We start from the raw sequence: 17,032 nt of genomic DNA, 5'->3' as shown, positions 1-17,032 counted from the left end.
TTAATCTTTATGACGCTCGTTGTCTTGCTTAATAACATTAGTTACTAAATTAGACATATGCATACCTTTAACCAGAGACTCATCATAAAAGAATTTAATCTCAGGAATAATACGTAAGCTCATGGCTTTACCGATTAAAGTACGAATGTAGCCTTTAGCATCATTAAGCACTTTTAAACCCTGTTCAATAACTCGCGGATCTTCATCATTTAAAAAAGTCACAAAAACTTTAGCATAGGAAAGATCGCGTGAAATATCTACCCCAGAAACCGTCACCATACCTAAACGAGGATCTTTGATTTCCCGTTGTAAGATGATTGCAATTTCTTTTTGTAATTCATGTCCGACTCGAGATGAACGATTAAATGCTTTTGCCATATCTATTTTCCTTTAAATATAAATAAGCAAGGTCTAAACCTTGCTTATGAAAGACAGCGAAATGACTAAATCGTACGTTTGATTTCAATAGTTTCAAAGACTTCAATATCATCGCCAACACGAACATCATTATAGTTACGTACACCAATACCACATTCCATACCATTACGAACTTCGTTAACATCATCTTTAAAGCGACGTAATGATTCAAGTTCGCCTTCATAGATAACCACGTTATCACGTAATACACGAATTGGGTTATGACGCTTAACCACACCTTCAGTTACCATACAGCCAGCAATCGCACCAAATTTTGGTGATTTAAAGACGTCACGTACTTCGGCAAGACCAATGATCTCTTGTTTGTACTCAGGTGCAAGCATACCACTCATTGCTTGTTTCACTTCATCAATGAGATCATATATTACTGAATAGTAGCGTAGATCTAAGTTTTCTGTTTCAATAACTTTACGTGCAGATGCATCAGCACGTACATTAAAGCCTAAAATAATTGCATTAGATGCTGCTGCAAGTGATGCATCAGTTTCAGTAATACCACCTACACCTGAACCAATAATTTTAACTTTAACTTCATCTGTTGATAGTTTAAGTAATGAATCAGAAATTGCTTCAACTGAACCTTGAACATCGGCTTTTAAAACAATATTAAGTTCAGATACATCACCCTCAGTCATGTTGGTAAACATGTTTTCAAGTTTCGCTTTTTGTTGACGAGCTAATTTCACATCACGGAATTTACCTTGTCGATAAAGCGCAACTTCACGCGCTTTCTTTTCATCACGAACAACGGTTGCTTCATCACCTGCTGATGGCACACCAGATAGACCGAGAATCTCAACTGGAATAGATGGACCAGCTTCGGTCACTTCTTTACCTAATTCGTTACGCATTGCACGAATTCGACCATACTCAAATCCACAAAGTACTATATCACCTTTATGTAACGTACCTGATTGAACCAGTACAGTAGCAACAGAACCACGACCTTTATCGAGGAATGATTCAATAACTACACCACTTGCCATTCCAGTCTCGTAGGCAGTTAATTCAAGAACTTCAGCTTGTAATAAGATTGCTTCAAGTAGTTGGTCGATGCCTGTACCTGCTTTAGCCGAAACATGAACAAACTGAGTATCCCCCCCCCAATCTTCTGACATAACGCCATATTGGGCCAGTTCACCTTTTACGCGCTCAGGATCGGCTTCTGGTTTATCAATTTTATTTACAGCAACAACAATTGGCACATTCGCAGCTTTAGCATGCTGAATAGCCTCAATAGTTTGTGGCATCACACCATCATCAGCTGCAACGACAAGCACCACAATATCGGTCGCTTTCGCACCACGGGCACGCATTGAAGTAAATGCCGCATGACCTGGAGTATCTAAGAAAGTGATTTCACCATTTGCGGTTTTAACATGGTAAGCACCGATATGCTGAGTTATACCACCTGCTTCGCCTGATGCGACCTTCGCTTTACGAATATAATCAAGTAACGATGTTTTGCCGTGGTCAACGTGCCCCATAATGGTCACAACTGGAGCTCGTGCAACCTTTTCTGCTCCAGTATCACGATCGCTCATAAGCGATTCTTCAAGCTCATTTTCACGACGAAGCACAACTTTATGTCCCATTTCTTCAGCAACAAGCTGAGCGGTTTCTTGATCGATAACTTGGTTAATGGTTGCCATTGCGCCCATCTTCATCATGGTTTTAATGACTTCTGAACCTTTAACAGCCATTTTATTGGCTAATTCAGCAACCGTAATCGTTTCACCAATCACAACATCACGATTAACCGCTTGCACTGGTTTATTAAAGCTTTGTTGCAATGCACTTTTACCTTTCTTTTTATGACCACTTCGAGTAACTGCACGCGCTTCTTCACGTTCAGCTTTGCCTTCAGAAAGTTTACTGCCTTTTTTCTGTTTAGTTTGTTTAGCGTTGCGACCACGCCCACGAGCGCTTTCGACTTCACGATCAGTATCATCTTCAGCCGCTCTCGCATATTTTGAAGTCGTCACGTGATAATCTTCATCATCCGGATTATCACTCACTTCAGTATCACTATATTGTTCGGCTAATTTACGTGCTTCTTCTGCCATACGTTTAGCATCTTCTTCAAGTTTACGACGATTTTCTTCTTCTGCTTTTCGTTTAATTTCGTTAGCTTCGGCTTCTAAACGTGCTTTCTCTTCCTGTGCTTTTTTCACTTTAGGATCCACTGGGTGTGCTTGTTCAATTTTAGCTACTTGCTTAGTTTTTTCTTCTTCAGCCTGAGCTTGGGCCTGAATTTCAGCTTGCTTTTTCGCTTCTTCTTCACGTTTTCTGGCTTCTTCTGCGGCTGCTAATTTTTCTTTTTCTTCCGCTTCGTTACGTGCTTTCATTTCAGTTTCTTGTTTAATTTTTTCAGCTTCAAGACGAGCTTTCTCTTGCTGTGCTACGACTTCAGCAGGATCACGCTTGACAAAAGTACGTTTTTTACGGACTTCTACTTTAATTTCTTTGCTTTTACCACCAGCACTTGACACATTCAAAGTTGAATGGGTTTTACGTTGCAACGTTAATTTAGTCGGACCTTGCTGAGGATTTAAATGAGCAAGCAAAGCTTCTTTTTCCTTTTGTGTAACAGTATCTGATGCTGTTTTTTTAATGCCCGCATCGGCAAACTGTTGCAAAAGTGTTTGCACTGGAGTGTTTATCTCTTGAGCCAGTGTTTCGATTGATACTTTGGTCATGTATTACTTTCCCTCAATTATTCATTTGCAAACCAACAAATATTACGTGCAGCCATAATAAAATCGCCAGCTTGTTTGCTTGTTAAACCCTCAATATCGGCTAGATCGTCGGTACCTTGTTCAGCTAAATCTTCCAAAGTAGTTACGTCATGTTGTGCTAATTGATAGGCCAATTCTTGTGTCATACCCGCCAAATCTAATAAATCCTGAGCAGGTCTTTTATCACCACTAGTAGCTAATGCCATTGTGGTTAATGCATCCTTTGCTCGGCTTCTTAATGCTTCAACGAGTTCTTCATTGAGTTCTTCAATTTCAAGTAATTCATCAACTGGTACATAAGCAAGCTCTTCCAGTGAAGTAAAGCCTTCTTCAACTAACAGTTGTGCAAGATCTTCTTCAATATCTAAATGCTTCATGAAATTACTAATTGAAGCAAAAGATTCTGCATGATGTTTTTCTTGTAAATCTTCGGTACTCATAACATTTAATGTCCAACCCGTAAGTTGGGATGCTAAACGAATGTTTTGCCCATTTCGACCAATTGCCTGTGGCAACGTATCGGCATTCACGGCGACATCCATAGTATGCTTATCTTCATCAACAACGATTGACACCACATCTGCAGGCGCCATAGCGTTAATTACGTATTGTGCTGGATTATCATCCCACAAAACAATATCGATTCGCTCACCACCAAATTCATTTGATACCGCTTGAACTCGTGCACCACGCATACCGACACAAGCACCCACTGGATCAATACGACGGTCATTACTGCTCACTGCAATTTTTGCGCGCGATCCTGGATCACGAGCAACTCCTTTAATATCAATCATCTCTTCACCAATTTCTGGCACTTCGATACGGAATAATTCTTCCATCATCTCAGGGTTAGAGCGACTAATACAAAGTTGTGCTGGTTTATTATCTTGTTCAACGAGGTATAAAATACCACGAACACGGTCACCAATGCGAAAATTTTCACGTGGTAACATATCATGACGTAACATCATTGCATCAGCATTATTCCCTAAATCAAGAATAACACTATCACGGTTGGTTTTCTTAACAATACCGGTTACTATTTCACCAATGCGATTTCTAAACATGTCAATGACCATGGCTCGCTCAGCTTCACGTACTTTTTGTACGATAACTTGTTTAGCTGTTTGGGTAGTAATACGGTCAAATGCTACTGATTCGATCTGCTCTTGAACATAATCACCCAATTGTACTGATGGATCTTCGTATTGTGCTGCTTCTAATGTTATTTCTTTCGTTGGTTGAGTAACATCACTCACAACATGCCAACGACGAAATGTGTCATAATCACCTGTTTTATGGTCGATTTTTACAATAACGTCAATATCCACATTCTGTTTCTTTTTCGTGGCTGTTGCTAATGCTGTTTCTAACGCTTCAAAAATTTTGTCACGCGTTAGTGCTTTTTCATTTGATACTGCTTCAACAACAGCTAAAATTTCTTTATTCATCCTTTACACCCGTACTCTATTTAAGGTTAAAATTAGGTACTATGTTTGCTTTCTGTATATTAGTAAAAGCAAACACTTCATCATTATCTTCCACCGTTAATGTAATCATCTCATTATCAATGGATTTTATCCGACCTTTCCACTTGCGACGATTTGCAACAGGAATACGTAAACTAACAGTGACTTCTTCACCAATAAAACGTTGATAATGTTCAAGCGTAAACAGAGGTCTATCCATACCAGGAGATGAAACTTCAAGATTGTAGGCGTCTTTGATAGGGTCTTCAACATCAAGTACTGCGCTAATTTGTCGGCTTACATCAGCACAATTATCAACAGTTATACCGTTTTCACTATCTATATAAACTCGTAACACTGGGTAACGGCCACGAATGTATTCAACGCCAACTAACTCAAAGCCAAGTGCACTTACTGGTTCTTGAATGATATCAGTTAATTGCTGTTCTATATTAGCCAAACAAACCTCCACTGCAGAAAATAAAAAAGGGCATATAGCCCAACATTCTTTTTAAACTTACGCTTAAAATCACAACACGAAAAAAAACCTCGACATGCGAGGCTACATTTAAAAAACTCATTATAATGAAGCCACTTGAGTTGAACTTTCATGCAATAAAAGGGTTGATTGATTTATGGATGAAAATTTAAGTGGTTGCGGGGGCTGGATTTGAACCAACGACCTTCGGGTTATGAGCCCGACGAGCTACCAAGCTGCTCCACCCCGCGATAGATGACTGAGAATTATACTTCTTTTTGGATAAAATGCAACTTAAAATCACGCTAGTTTTATCAATTCTGCTTAAAGTTTATAAAAATAACCTACTACAACTTGGCTTATGCATTTAGATAAATTAAGCATAATTGGTTAACTCATATTGGTATAAAAAACCTATTTTAAAGTTTATTATACCAATGTGCGTTCATTAAATAATGATTACTTGATTGTCGCCTGTTTCATGATTTTAACAAAGTGAGCTAATTCGCTTAGCATTTTGTCTGTGTTATTCAGATTATGTTCAATAATTTTTACCGTAGCGGAACCAGCAATAGCCCCAGCAGCACCAGATTTAATGGCTTCACTCACTTGCAACGGTTCTGAGATACCAAATCCTTGAATCGCTGGCGGCGCGCCGTACTGAGTCAATTTTTGGATTAAATGCGTTAAAGGTTTATTGGCGCGATTTTCAATACCGGTTACACCAGCACGTGACACAAGATAGGTGTAACCTTTACCCAATTCAGCTATTTTTTTAATAACTTCGTCATCAGCATTTGGTGGGCAAATAAAGATTGGCGCAATCTTATATTTTTCTGCATGTTTGGTAAATTCTTGTGCATACTCAACCGGTAAATCAGCAATTAATACTGAATCTACGCCTGCTTTTGCACATTTCGCATAGAAGTTATCAATACCATTTTTAAAAACTAAATTAGCATAGATGAGTAAGCCAATAGGAATATCAGTATGATAGTTTCTAATTTGAGTTAATATTTCAAAACATTTTTCAACACTAATACCACCTTTAAAAGCGCGAATATTCGCATTTTGAATGGTTGGTCCATCGGCCATAGGGTCAGAAAACGGAATACCCAGCTCTAATGCATCCGCACCAGCATCAATTAAAGTTTGTATTATTTGTAAAGAGAGTTCTGGATTAGGATCCCCAACAGGAACAAAAGGAACAAATGCGCCCCGCTTTTCTTGATTTACTTTATCAAATAATTTTTGATAACGGTTCATTCAATTTCTCCTTTTGCTTTTAAAATATCATAAACAGTAAAGATATCTTTATCTCCGCGGCCCGATAGATTGACAATCAACAGCTGTTCTTTATTAGGATTTTCTTTGATCATCTTTAGTGCATAAGCTAAAGCATGCGATGATTCTAACGCAGGAATAATACCCTCATGACGCGACAACGCTTTAAAGGCATCTAACGCTTCATCATCGGTAATCGAAACATATTGCGCACGTCCGATACTATCTAAATAAGCATGTTGAGGTCCAACCGATGGAAAATCAAGGCCCGCTGATATCGAATACGACTCTTCAATTTGTCCTTCATCAGTTTGCATCATTGGCGATTTCATACCGAAGTAGATACCCAATTTACCATGTTTTAATGATGCACCATGTTCACCGCTTTCAATGCCGTGTCCACCCGGTTCAACACCAATTAAGCGTACTGATTTTTCTTCAATAAAATTCGCAAACATCCCAATTGCATTAGATCCACCGCCAACACAAGCAATCACGGCATCAGGCAAACGTCCTTCTTTTTCTAATATTTGCTGTTTGGCTTCGCGGCTAATCATCTGCTGAAATTCACGTACAATAGTCGGGAAAGGATGTGGACCTGCTGCGGTACCTAGCATATAGTGAGCTTTTTCATAACTTCCTGACCAGTCACGCAGTGCCTCGTTACAAGCATCTTTCAAGGTAGCTGAACCTGTTTCAACCGGAATCACGCTCGCCCCCATTAAACGCATTCTAAACACATTAGGCGCTTGCCGTTTAACATCTTTTGCGCCCATATAAATACGGCATTTTAAGCCAAGTAATGCACAGGCCAGTGCTGATGCAACGCCATGCTGCCCTGCACCGGTTTCGGCAATAATTTCGGTTTTGCCCATACGTTTGGCAAGTAACGCTTGCCCTAATACTTGATTGGTCTTATGCGCACCGCCATGTACAAGATCTTCACGTTTTAAATAGAGTTTCGTTTTAGTACCTGCAGTTAAGTTTTTACATAAAGTAAGCGCAGTTGGTCGACCGGCATAATTGACTAATAAATCATTAAACTCTTTTTGAAAACTTGGATCATGAATCGCTGATAAAAAAGCATCCTCAAGTTGCTCAAGCACAGGCATCAATATTTGAGGGACATACTGCCCACCAAACTCACCAAAATAAGGATTTAATTTTGACATAACTATTCCTTTTAACATTAATTAAATTTGTTCAAATACAGCTTGAATTTTGTGTTTATCTTTAATACCCGGCGAAATTTCGATACCAGAATTTAAATCCACCCCAATCACATTTGTAGCTAAAGCATTTTTTATATTTTGGGGATTAATGCCGCCGGCTAAAATCACATTAGTTAAATTTTGCTCTGCTAGTAGTGACCAATCAAAGCTTTTACCCGTTCCCCCAGCACCATGATCGAAAATGTAACGACTGACTAATGGGTTATTGTGTTCGGGGATGGTATTGCTGATACTTAATGCTTTCCAAATCTGACAATTTTTAGGTAATTTTTCACGTAATAATTGGATATATTGGTTATCTTCATCACCATGCAATTGAACAGCATAAAGTGAAAGTTGTTCGGCTATTTGACAAACTTGATCTATCGTTTCATTTTTAAACACACCTACCCAATTCAGCGGCGCAGCTGAAATGACTCTACGGGCATTTATTGGCGATAGATAACGAGGTGATTTTGGTGCAAATATTAATCCACCATATACCGCACCGGCTTGGTAAGCTGCTATCGCATCTTCAGTGCGAGTTAAACCACAAACTTTATTTTCACCCAGCATGACTTTACGAATCGCTAAGGTTAAATTAGGTTCTGACATCAGCGCGCTACCAATTAAAAAACCATTAGCAAACTGACTTAATTCTTTAACTTGATTATGTGTGTCAATCCCCGATTCGCTGATAATAATGCGATCATCAGGAATCGTTTTCGATAGATTTTTAACGCGATTTAAATCGACACTCAAATCACGCAAATTACGATTATTAATGCCTATCACTTTAGCACCAAGTGCAATTGCTCGTTCCACTTCGGCTTGCGTGCTTGCCTCGGTTAATATGCCCATATTGAGTTGATGAGCGATACGGCTTAAGTGACGATACTCATCGTCATTGACGACTGATAGCATTAATAAAATGGCATCGGCCTGATAATAACGCGCTAAGTAAATTTGATATTCATCAATAATAAAGTCTTTGCAAAGAACAGGCTGAGTTACCTCATTACGTACGATAGGCAAAAACTCAAAACGTCCTTGAAAGTATTTTTCGTCGGTCAACACCGAAATAGCCGAAGCATAATCTTTATACACTTTGGCAATAGTTGCAGGATCAAAATCATCCCGAATTAACCCTTTTGACGGTGAGGCTTTTTTACATTCTAAAATAAATGCTGTTTTAGTTTGATTCAATGATTGATAAAAATCACGATCACTAGGCTTCACATCCATTTTAAATGTTTCAAGCGGTTTTGATGCTTGCTGTGAGACTAACCAACTTTGTTTATCTTCGATGATTTTTTTCAATACGGTTGCCATTTCAACATTTTCCGTTAATGCTGCAATTGCCATATTTTTCTCCACTGTTATCTTGCCGCTAATTGCTGTAATAGTTGATAAGCTTTACCACTACGCATCATTTCAATCGCTTGTTTAGCATTTTGTTTTAAATCGGACTGACCAAACAAACTCATTAACATCGCAACGTTAGCGGCGATCGCTGCTTCATGAGCCGGTTTGCCATGTCCTTGTAAAATCGCAATTAACATATCACGATTCATCTCTGGCGTGCCACCTTCAATATCTTTTAATGTATATTGCTGTAAGCCAAAATCTTGCGGTGTTAACGTAAAGTAACGAATTTTGCCATTATGCACTTCAGCCACTTGCGTTTCACCATGAATCGCAACTTCATCCATTCCTGAACCATGTACCACATAGGCATGGGTATAACCTAACATAGTTAACGTTTCAGCAATCGGTTTGATTAAATCTGGGTGATATACCCCTAATAAAATTCGTTTAGGGCGAGACGGATTAATGAGCGGCCCTAGTACATTAAAAATTGTTCGAGTCTTCAATTGCTGACGAACCGGCGCGGCATGACGAAAACCTGAATGATATTGCTGAGCAAATAAAAAACATACACCAAGCTCATCCAACGCCTTACGCGAATCTTCGGCCGGCATATTTAATTTAATGCCTAAAGCAGACAACACGTCTGATGAACCTGATTTACTCGACACCCCACGGTTACCATGTTTAGCCACCTTATAACCTAACGCAGCAGCCACAAAGGCACTGGCGGTTGAAATATTAATACTGTTGGTGCCATCACCACCTGTTCCGACAATGTCGGTAAACGCATAATCTGGAATAGCAAAACTATCGGCATTTTCAAGCAGTGCTTGCGCGGCTCCTGCGATTTCATCTGGCTTTTCACCGCGAACTTTCATACTAATTATTGCTGTTGCCAATACCGTCGGTTCGATTTTACCTTGAATAATTAAGTTGAACAGTATTTTACTTTCTTGTTGGCTTAATACCTGTCCTAAATATAACTTATTGAGAATAGGTTGAATATTATACTCTTGCTTATCAATAATGGCTTCTTGTTTTGGTTGCGCTGTTTGTTGTGATGGATTAAGCGCCCACTCAATGGTTTGCTCAAGCAGTTTTACGCCTTGAATAGTTAAAATTGATTCGGGATGAAACTGAAAACCACACACCCGATCCTCATCATTACGCACCGCCATCACAATATTGTGACACAAGGCATTAATGGTTAGGGTTTTAGGAATATTTTCGCCTTTTAATGAATGATACCGCGCGACCGGTAATGGATTAGGTAAGCCTTTAAACATGGCTTGTTCATCGTGTTCAATAAGAGAAGCTTTGCCATGTAAAATATCACCCGCTGGTACAATGCTTCCACCATAAGACTCAACAATCGCCTGATGACCAAGGCAGATACCTATAATCGGTAATTTACCTTTTAGGCGTTTAAGTAATTCTGGCATACAACCTGCTTCACTTGGTGCGCCGGGTCCTGGCGATAACATCAAAATAGGATTTTGCATTTGTGAGAGTTTTTCAACTATCACATCAGCCGGGATCGTATTACGGTAAATCGTCACATGATGTTGGCTATTACGTAGTTGATCGACGAGGTTATAAGTAAAAGAATCAATATTATCAATAAATAAAATATTAGCCATTAGAATACACCTTCTACATTATGTGCTGCCATAATTGCTCTAACCACAGCGCGCGCTTTATTACGTGATTCGTCGGATTCAAATTGTGGTTCAGAATCTAAAACCACGCCGCCTCCTGCTTGAACAGTCGCTATGCCGTTTTCAACATAAGCACTACGAATCACAATACACGTATCAAGATCACCATTGGCAGTAAAATACCCTACTGCCCCACCATAGCTACCCCGTTTAACTTTTTCTGATTCGGCAATCAATTGCATTGCACGAATTTTGGGCGCACCGGTTAATGTCCCCATATTCATGGTCGCTTGATAAGCATGAAGTGCATCTAAATCTTCACGTAATTGACCAATGACTTTAGACACCAAATGCATCACAAACGAATAGCGATCAACTTTGAGTAAATCTTTAGTATATCGTGTACCTGGTTGACAAATACGTGCTAAATCATTACGAGCTAAATCCACTAACATTAAATGTTCTGCCAGTTCCTTCTTGTCGGTACGCATATCTAACTCTAAACGACTATCTAAATCATAATCAATGTCGCCATTAGCGGTTAAGCCTCGAGGACGCGTTCCGGCAATAGGATAGATTTCAACTTGATTGGTAGCTTTACTATATTTAAGCGCGCTTTCTGGTGAAGCACCAAATAACACAAAATCCTTATCTTGCATATAAAACATATAAGGGCTTGGATTATTAGTTTTAAGAAGTTGATAGGCAGACAAAGGCTTAGGACAAGGCAATGTAAAACGACGAGATGGCACTGCTTGAAATATTTCGCCTTGTTGAATCGCATCTTGCATCTTTTTAACTATGGTATTAAAGTCATCATCACTTTTATTACAATTAACAATAATATTGGCAAGGGATTGAGTAGGAATTGGCTTTATCGGTTGGTTTAACAAAGTTTGCAGCTCATCAATACGTTTAGCTAGACGTTCCACTTCTTTTGGATCAGCCGTGAAAGCGGTCGCTTTTAATATTGAAACGTGATTTTGATGATTAATTTCTAATAACGTTTCGGCTAAATAAAAACAAAAATCTTGGCAGCGCATATCAGTAGGGAGTTTAGGTAAATTTTCAAAACCAGCCACCAAATCATAACTAAATAGCCCGCCAACAAAAATCGCATCATGGCTTGCTTGTTTCGAATAATTCACAAGACTAAGTAGCGTTCTTAACGCATCAAAAACGGATAGCGATTTTAATCGAGAATCCTCATCTTGCATGGCATCAACTTGAGGAAACACCAATGTCAACTTTGACGTTTCAACTTCAACTTTCACAGTACTTGCTGAAAATGCATCGGCAAGTAAAGGTAACAACGTTTGCCCATTTGAAGTTAAAGCTTCAAATATCACCTGCTGATCGATTGCCGAAATGCGTAACGCACTATCCACAATCATCACACTTTTTATGCCTTGCTTGTTATCGATTTCGGCTGATTCAAGCAGCAATGTAGCTGGCCTGTCATGACATAATTGATAAAATACCTGAGTCGGATCTTGATAATAACCAATGGTTTTGGTTATCTGCGTTAATGTTGGCTTATTCATTGTTGACTCTCTATTTTTAAATTTTTATTTAAACTATGCATTTAATTATGAAAAACTAAAAACCCGCGCTAAGCGGGTTTTATAAACAAAGACAATGCTTTATCAAATCACCCGCCCAAAGTGATACGCCACCAACCAAAATTAGCGAATTTGCAAGCAATCAAATAACAGTATTGTGATTTCATGATTATTATTAATGTAAAATGAATGTTGTACTATTAAACTAGTTCATTGATGCAATGTCAAGTGAATATTTTGTGTGCAGAAATAAAATTTATTTTAGTATATCAATAGCAAGTTTAACCAAAGGATGCTATTTGTTATAAAGCATCCTTTGTAAAAATTAGCGCAATGGCATTTCGGATTGAATCACTTTAACCAACTTAGATCTTGGTTTTGACGAAATACGAAAGTGGTTAGTAATCCATAATTTATGATGTGCTTCACATTGCGGACCTAAATAAATCTTCTCAATATAATCTTCCACTGTTTTGTAATTAATAAATAAACTGCTGGCTTGAACATAATCTGTCGGCGCTTGAATTTTTTCATCGGCAATATTTGTGATATAAATCATTCGACATTCATCTTCATCTTCAAATGCAGCATGCTTGATTAAGCACGAGATAGGCATGACGGCTAAGGTAATTAATTGATCGAGAATAGAAAGATTTTTTATACTTCCGTTTTTATTTAATTTTTTTATTACTTGTTTTATTTGATTTAGTTTTTTTCTAATTGTTTGAATTTTAGCTTTTTCATCTAATTGAGTTAGGTAGTCATTCCATTTTTTTTCAATCTTAGATGCAGAACTTTCTCGGTGCTCCAGATAAAAAGAAAATTTATTACGTTTGGCAAGACTAATATATTCATTACTTGGATCAAAATACAAACAACGGAACAAAGGTAGATCATGAAAGGAGGATTGTGTTAACGGTTCGTTCTTCTCATTAGCATCAGTTTTATTATCAATAAAATCTTGTCTTGCCATTTTAACTGATGTGAATTTATTTAAATGATTAATACCATCAGGATTGATGCTTTGTTCAACATCGTCGCCAAAAAAATTTTGATTAAATACGACACTGACACTCGAGCCGACAATATTGTTTTCATTGCCATATAAACGAAATTGATTTAACGAATTATGATTAAATGAAAAACTGGCTAAAAAGCTTTTTATTTCACTATCCCTATCGGTTTTAATATCGAGCCAATTAGTCAGGATCTGATTTTCAGTGGGATCGTTCATAAAATCAACCACATTTAAACGAAAATCGCTAGGCTCATTTTTTAAAAGACTAAATAACACGCCGGGTCTGGTATAATGCGCAACCTGCCGTTCATATTGTTTCTCTTCACTTTTTAAGTTTTCATTTAATTTAAATGTAACCAGTAACTGCTCCTGAATATTTTGTGCTAATGTTCTGATATAACAAATGTAGTGAGTAACGGATTGCTCGCGTTTATTGGCATCGGCAAATAGTGAAGAAGCTTCATTCTTATCAATGACTGATAACATGATTTGAGCAATAATATAATATACAAATAAATCATTGGAATAAGACACTTTTAGATAATATTCTTCTGCTTTTTTTAAACTCCCTTCTGTTTTTTTAAAATAGATATTATCCCCTAAATAAAGATTCGCTATATTGGAAACAAAAGGATTAATACTATCACAACATTGTAAGAAACACTGACTGGCTTTGTTAAAAAGCTGTTTTTCAGTTTGATAGATAAGACCTAAATTCCATTGTGACCAAACATAAATTTCGGCATTATCCTGCTTTTTCACCCGTAAATAATGGCGTTCGGCCTGTTCGATATCCTGTTTTTTAAATTGGTAAATAAACGCTAAACAATATTGAGCCCTAGCATAAGCATCGGCATTATCCTGCCTTTTCACCCGTAAATAATGGCGTTCGGCCTGCTCGATATCCTGTTTTTCTCCTTGGTAAATACCCGCTAAATTAAATTGTGCCTTAGCATAAGCATCGGCATTATCCTGCCTTTGTACCTGTAAATAATAGTGTTCTGCCTGCTCAATATCCTGTTTTTCAACTTGGTAAATAAGTGCTAAATTCCATTGAGCCTCGGCATAAACATCAGCATTATCCTGCTTTTTCACCTGTAAATAATGGTATTCTGCCTGCTCGATATCCTGTTTTTTAAATTGGTAAATAAGTGCTAAACAATATTGAGCCCTAGCAAAAGCATCGGTATTATCCTGTTTTTTCACCCGTAAATAATGGCGTTCGGCTTTTTCGATATCCTGTTTTTTAAATTGGTAAATAAGTGCTAAATTACATTGTGCCCTAGCATAAGCTTCGGCATTATCTTCCCTTTCTACCTGTAAATAATAGTGTTCTGCTTGCGCTATGTTATTTTCATCTTGATATATCTGGGCTAATTTCAACTGAGCTTCGGCATATAATTTCGAATTACCTAGCTTTTCAACCTTTAATAAATGTTTGATTGCGGCTTCACTATTTTTTTTATCCAAAAAATAAATTTTGGCTAACTCTAATTGAGCCTTTGAAAATTCTTCATCGCCATCGTTTTTGGTGATTTTTTTAAAATCTGCAATTCTCTGCTCGATCGTTTGTTGTTTAATATTTTGTTCAACTATTTGCTCTTCCATTATTATTCCTATTCTGTTTTTCTTGTCATATTTAATCGTAGTAAACAATTAAACGACAGCCAGTATGTGCTCGGCTGGAATGATTCTTGTTGGTTAATATTAGCGCGTCGTTTAAATTAATAGACACAGTTTAGCGTTAAGTTAAAAAATCACCAAAAATTTAACAAGGGATAGAGCAAAAATATGACTAAAAATAAATTAGCTTCATAAAATCAATAATAAATAACATAAAGATTATTTATTAATAACTGGTCAAAAAATCTCATAGCCATTAGAATGCTTATACCGTCGAAATTCATATTACTAAGAGAAATTAATCTATGCCTATATTTTATATTTTTATCGGTATCATCGTGTTACTCGCACTAATCACCGTTTTAAAATGCATTACCATTGTTCCGCAAGGTTATCAATACACCATTGAGCGTTTTGGTAAATACACCCACACACTTGAACCGGGATTGAATATCATTATTCCTTTTATGGATGGGATTGGCCGTAAAATTAATATGATGGAACAAGTGCTTGATATTCCATCACAAGAAGTTATATCAAAAGATAATGCCAACGTACAAATTGATGCCGTTTGCTTTATTCAAGTGCAAGACGCAGCTAGAGCCGCTTATCAAGTCAATCAACTTGAACGTGCTGTGATTAATTTAATGATGACCAATATTCGTACGGTACTCGGCAGCATGGAACTTGATGAAATGCTATCACAACGTGATCACATCAACTCAAAATTACTTAGCATTGTTGATGATGCAACAAACCCTTGGGGCATTAAAATCACCCGTATTGAAATTCGAGATGTTCGCCCGCCGGCAGAACTTATTGCCGCGATGAATGCACAAATGAAAGCAGAACGTAATAAACGTGCGGAAATTCTGGAAGCTGAAGGTGTTCGTCAGGCAGCAATACTACGTTCAGAAGGTGAAAAACAGTCCGAAATATTAAAAGCCGAAGGTGAACGACAAGCCGCATTTTTACAAGCCGAAGCCCGTGAACGTGCGGCCGAAGCCGAAGCAAAAGCCACACAAATGGTGTCTGATGCAATTGCAGCAGGTAATATTAATGCAGTTAATTACTTTGTTGCACAAAAATATACTGAAGCGCTACAACAAATCGGATCGGCAGATAACAGTAAAGTCATTATGATGCCTTTAGATGCATCAAGTTTAATGGGCAGTATTGGTGGCATTGCGGAGCTCATTAAAAACTCTAAATGATGTCACAAGGTAGTTTCCGAATTGGTTGTATATATTTTCCAAGGTACTTTAAGTACAAGTTATTTTGGAATTAAATAAATACTTTTGCAATTTCAATTATGTAATTAGGTAAATTAAACGATGACTGATATTTTAACCGTTATTTATAATTCCCCTCATTGGGTATTTTTTATTTTAGGGGGAACATTATTAATTGCAGAATTGCTTGGTACTGGTGGCTACTCACTTTGGAGCGGCATCGCTGCAAATGTTGTTGGTCTTATTGCTTGGATTTTACCTCTGTCTTGGCCTGTTTTATGGATTTTATTTGCTATATTTACCTTGGTTTCAGCATATTTATGGTGGCTATGGCTTAAAAAGTCTGGGCAAAGCAAACCGAATAGCAACGAAATTAATCAGCCACAACAAGATTTAATTGGTATTAAAACCCTTGTTACCGACGCCATTATCAATGGCTCAGGCCGAGTCAAAATCAAAGACGGCACTTGGCCAGCACAATGTAATATTAATTTACCGGTTGGTCATGCTGTTGAAGTTATCGCGGTTAATGGTCTAGTTTTAACGGTACAACCAAAAAAAAACTAGTCACATTTTGCTTTTTACCAGTAAAAAAACGCGCCTAAGGCGCGTTTTTTTAGACCGATAATAACTGGAAAGCAATGATAACAAACTGTTGTTCGTTAGGATAAATGTCACTAATGATTTTTTTCAGTTCAGTTAAGCTCATATTTTCTTGCTTAGCCTGTTCTTCAGTCAATTGATTGAGTGTTACAGGCGTCACATTAGTAATTTTTATACTACAAAAATATGCATCCGTTTCAAAAAGGCCCACTCGCAACGTATCACCCACCTTAAAATGTGATTCACTTTTATCACGAATAGTAATCGTTTTTAAACCTGCCAAAATATCCGATTTAAAACGTTGGTAAAACGTTATATCATTTTTCACAACGATCATCCTTTTT

General features: G+C 37.6%; 13 protein-coding genes and 1 tRNA gene. 2 read left to right on the top strand and 12 right to left on the bottom strand.

The window, feature by feature from the left end; genetic code table 11:
• The 11 genes from rbfA to J3U19_RS01670 form a co-directional block, all read right to left on the bottom strand.
• Complete coding sequence (gene rbfA / locus J3U19_RS01720) at positions 1–378, bottom strand: 30S ribosome-binding factor RbfA (protein WP_267339370.1); 378 nt, start codon at positions 376–378, stop codon at positions 1–3.
• A 65-nt stretch (positions 379–443) separates the two neighbouring features.
• Complete coding sequence (gene infB / locus J3U19_RS01715; protein ID WP_267345271.1) at positions 444–3,137, bottom strand: translation initiation factor IF-2; 2,694 nt, start codon at positions 3,135–3,137, stop codon at positions 444–446.
• 17 nt (positions 3,138–3,154) lie between these two features.
• Positions 3,155–4,630 (bottom strand): transcription termination factor NusA, encoded by a 1,476-nt coding sequence (gene nusA, locus J3U19_RS01710; protein ID WP_267339372.1) that lies wholly within the window; start codon positions 4,628–4,630, stop codon positions 3,155–3,157.
• A gap of 16 nt (positions 4,631–4,646) precedes the next feature.
• Positions 4,647–5,108 (bottom strand): ribosome maturation factor RimP, encoded by a 462-nt coding sequence (rimP, locus tag J3U19_RS01705; RefSeq protein WP_267345269.1) that lies wholly within the window; start codon positions 5,106–5,108, stop codon positions 4,647–4,649.
• A gap of 192 nt (positions 5,109–5,300) precedes the next feature.
• Positions 5,301–5,377 (bottom strand) — tRNA-Met (locus J3U19_RS01700).
• 208 nt (positions 5,378–5,585) lie between these two features.
• Complete coding sequence (gene trpA / locus J3U19_RS01695) at positions 5,586–6,392, bottom strand: tryptophan synthase subunit alpha (protein WP_267345268.1); 807 nt, start codon at positions 6,390–6,392, stop codon at positions 5,586–5,588.
• Positions 6,389–7,582, bottom strand: coding sequence for a tryptophan synthase subunit beta (gene trpB, locus J3U19_RS01690; protein WP_267345266.1), 1,194 nt, complete (start codon positions 7,580–7,582; stop codon positions 6,389–6,391). The genes trpA and trpB overlap by 4 nt, the downstream gene beginning before the upstream one ends.
• A gap of 21 nt (positions 7,583–7,603) precedes the next feature.
• Positions 7,604–8,986 carry a bifunctional indole-3-glycerol-phosphate synthase TrpC/phosphoribosylanthranilate isomerase TrpF gene (trpCF, locus tag J3U19_RS01685; RefSeq protein WP_324123810.1) on the bottom strand — a complete coding sequence of 461 codons (1,383 nt, stop codon included), beginning with the start codon at positions 8,984–8,986 and terminating at the stop codon, positions 7,604–7,606.
• A 14-nt stretch (positions 8,987–9,000) separates the two neighbouring features.
• Entirely contained in the window at positions 9,001–10,632 is a 1,632-nt protein-coding gene (trpD, locus tag J3U19_RS01680; RefSeq protein ID WP_267345265.1) for a bifunctional anthranilate synthase glutamate amidotransferase component TrpG/anthranilate phosphoribosyltransferase TrpD, read from the bottom strand.
• Complete coding sequence (locus J3U19_RS01675) at positions 10,632–12,194, bottom strand: anthranilate synthase component 1 (protein ID WP_267345263.1); 1,563 nt, start codon at positions 12,192–12,194, stop codon at positions 10,632–10,634. The genes trpD and J3U19_RS01675 overlap by 1 nt, the downstream gene beginning before the upstream one ends.
• A gap of 343 nt (positions 12,195–12,537) precedes the next feature.
• Positions 12,538–14,838, bottom strand: coding sequence for a tetratricopeptide repeat protein (locus tag J3U19_RS01670; protein ID WP_267345262.1), 2,301 nt, complete (start codon positions 14,836–14,838; stop codon positions 12,538–12,540).
• A gap of 320 nt (positions 14,839–15,158) precedes the next feature.
• On the opposite strand from J3U19_RS01670, the gene J3U19_RS01665 reads away from it, so the two are divergent.
• Both J3U19_RS01665 and J3U19_RS01660 read left to right on the top strand, forming a co-directional pair.
• On the top strand, positions 15,159–16,067 hold the full coding sequence (locus J3U19_RS01665) for an SPFH domain-containing protein (RefSeq protein ID WP_267333377.1): 909 nt from the start codon (positions 15,159–15,161) through the stop codon (positions 16,065–16,067).
• Between the two features lie 120 nt (positions 16,068–16,187).
• Positions 16,188–16,652: an NfeD family protein gene (locus J3U19_RS01660; protein WP_267345261.1), complete on the top strand. Its 465-nt coding sequence runs from the start codon at positions 16,188–16,190 to the stop codon at positions 16,650–16,652.
• A 49-nt stretch (positions 16,653–16,701) separates the two neighbouring features.
• On the opposite strand, the gene yqfB is transcribed toward J3U19_RS01660, so the two are convergent.
• Positions 16,702–17,016, bottom strand: coding sequence for a N(4)-acetylcytidine aminohydrolase (gene yqfB / locus J3U19_RS01655; protein ID WP_324123809.1), 315 nt, complete (start codon positions 17,014–17,016; stop codon positions 16,702–16,704).
• Between the last annotated feature and the right edge of the window lie 16 nt (positions 17,017–17,032).

Source organism: Gilliamella sp. B2828 (assembly GCF_026537125.1).
Taxonomy (GTDB): Bacteria; Pseudomonadota; Gammaproteobacteria; order Enterobacterales; family Orbaceae; genus Gilliamella.
Note: the sequence above shows the minus strand (reverse complement) of the source record. Positions and strands in the feature narration are given on the sequence as shown.

What these genes read in the sequence shown, in the direction of transcription:
- rbfA (WP_267339370.1), bottom strand. Translation starts at nt 378, where the DNA reads ATGGCAAAAGCATTTAATCGTTCATCTCGAGTCGGACATGAATTACAA.
- infB (WP_267345271.1), bottom strand. Translation starts at nt 3,137, where the DNA reads ATGACCAAAGTATCAATCGAAACACTGGCTCAAGAGATAAACACTCCA.
- nusA (WP_267339372.1), bottom strand. Translation starts at nt 4,630, where the DNA reads ATGAATAAAGAAATTTTAGCTGTTGTTGAAGCAGTATCAAATGAAAAA.
- trpA (WP_267345268.1), bottom strand. Translation starts at nt 6,392, where the DNA reads ATGAACCGTTATCAAAAATTATTTGATAAAGTAAATCAAGAAAAGCGG.
- trpB (WP_267345266.1), bottom strand. Translation starts at nt 7,582, where the DNA reads ATGTCAAAATTAAATCCTTATTTTGGTGAGTTTGGTGGGCAGTATGTC.
- trpCF (WP_324123810.1), bottom strand. Translation starts at nt 8,986, where the DNA reads ATGGCAATTGCAGCATTAACGGAAAATGTTGAAATGGCAACCGTATTG.
- trpD (WP_267345265.1), bottom strand. Translation starts at nt 10,632, where the DNA reads ATGGCTAATATTTTATTTATTGATAATATTGATTCTTTTACTTATAAC.
- J3U19_RS01675 (WP_267345263.1), bottom strand. Translation starts at nt 12,194, where the DNA reads ATGAATAAGCCAACATTAACGCAGATAACCAAAACCATTGGTTATTAT.
- J3U19_RS01670 (WP_267345262.1), bottom strand. Translation starts at nt 14,838, where the DNA reads ATGGAAGAGCAAATAGTTGAACAAAATATTAAACAACAAACGATCGAG.
- J3U19_RS01665 (WP_267333377.1), top strand. Translation starts at nt 15,159, where the DNA reads ATGCCTATATTTTATATTTTTATCGGTATCATCGTGTTACTCGCACTA.
- J3U19_RS01660 (WP_267345261.1), top strand. Translation starts at nt 16,188, where the DNA reads ATGACTGATATTTTAACCGTTATTTATAATTCCCCTCATTGGGTATTT.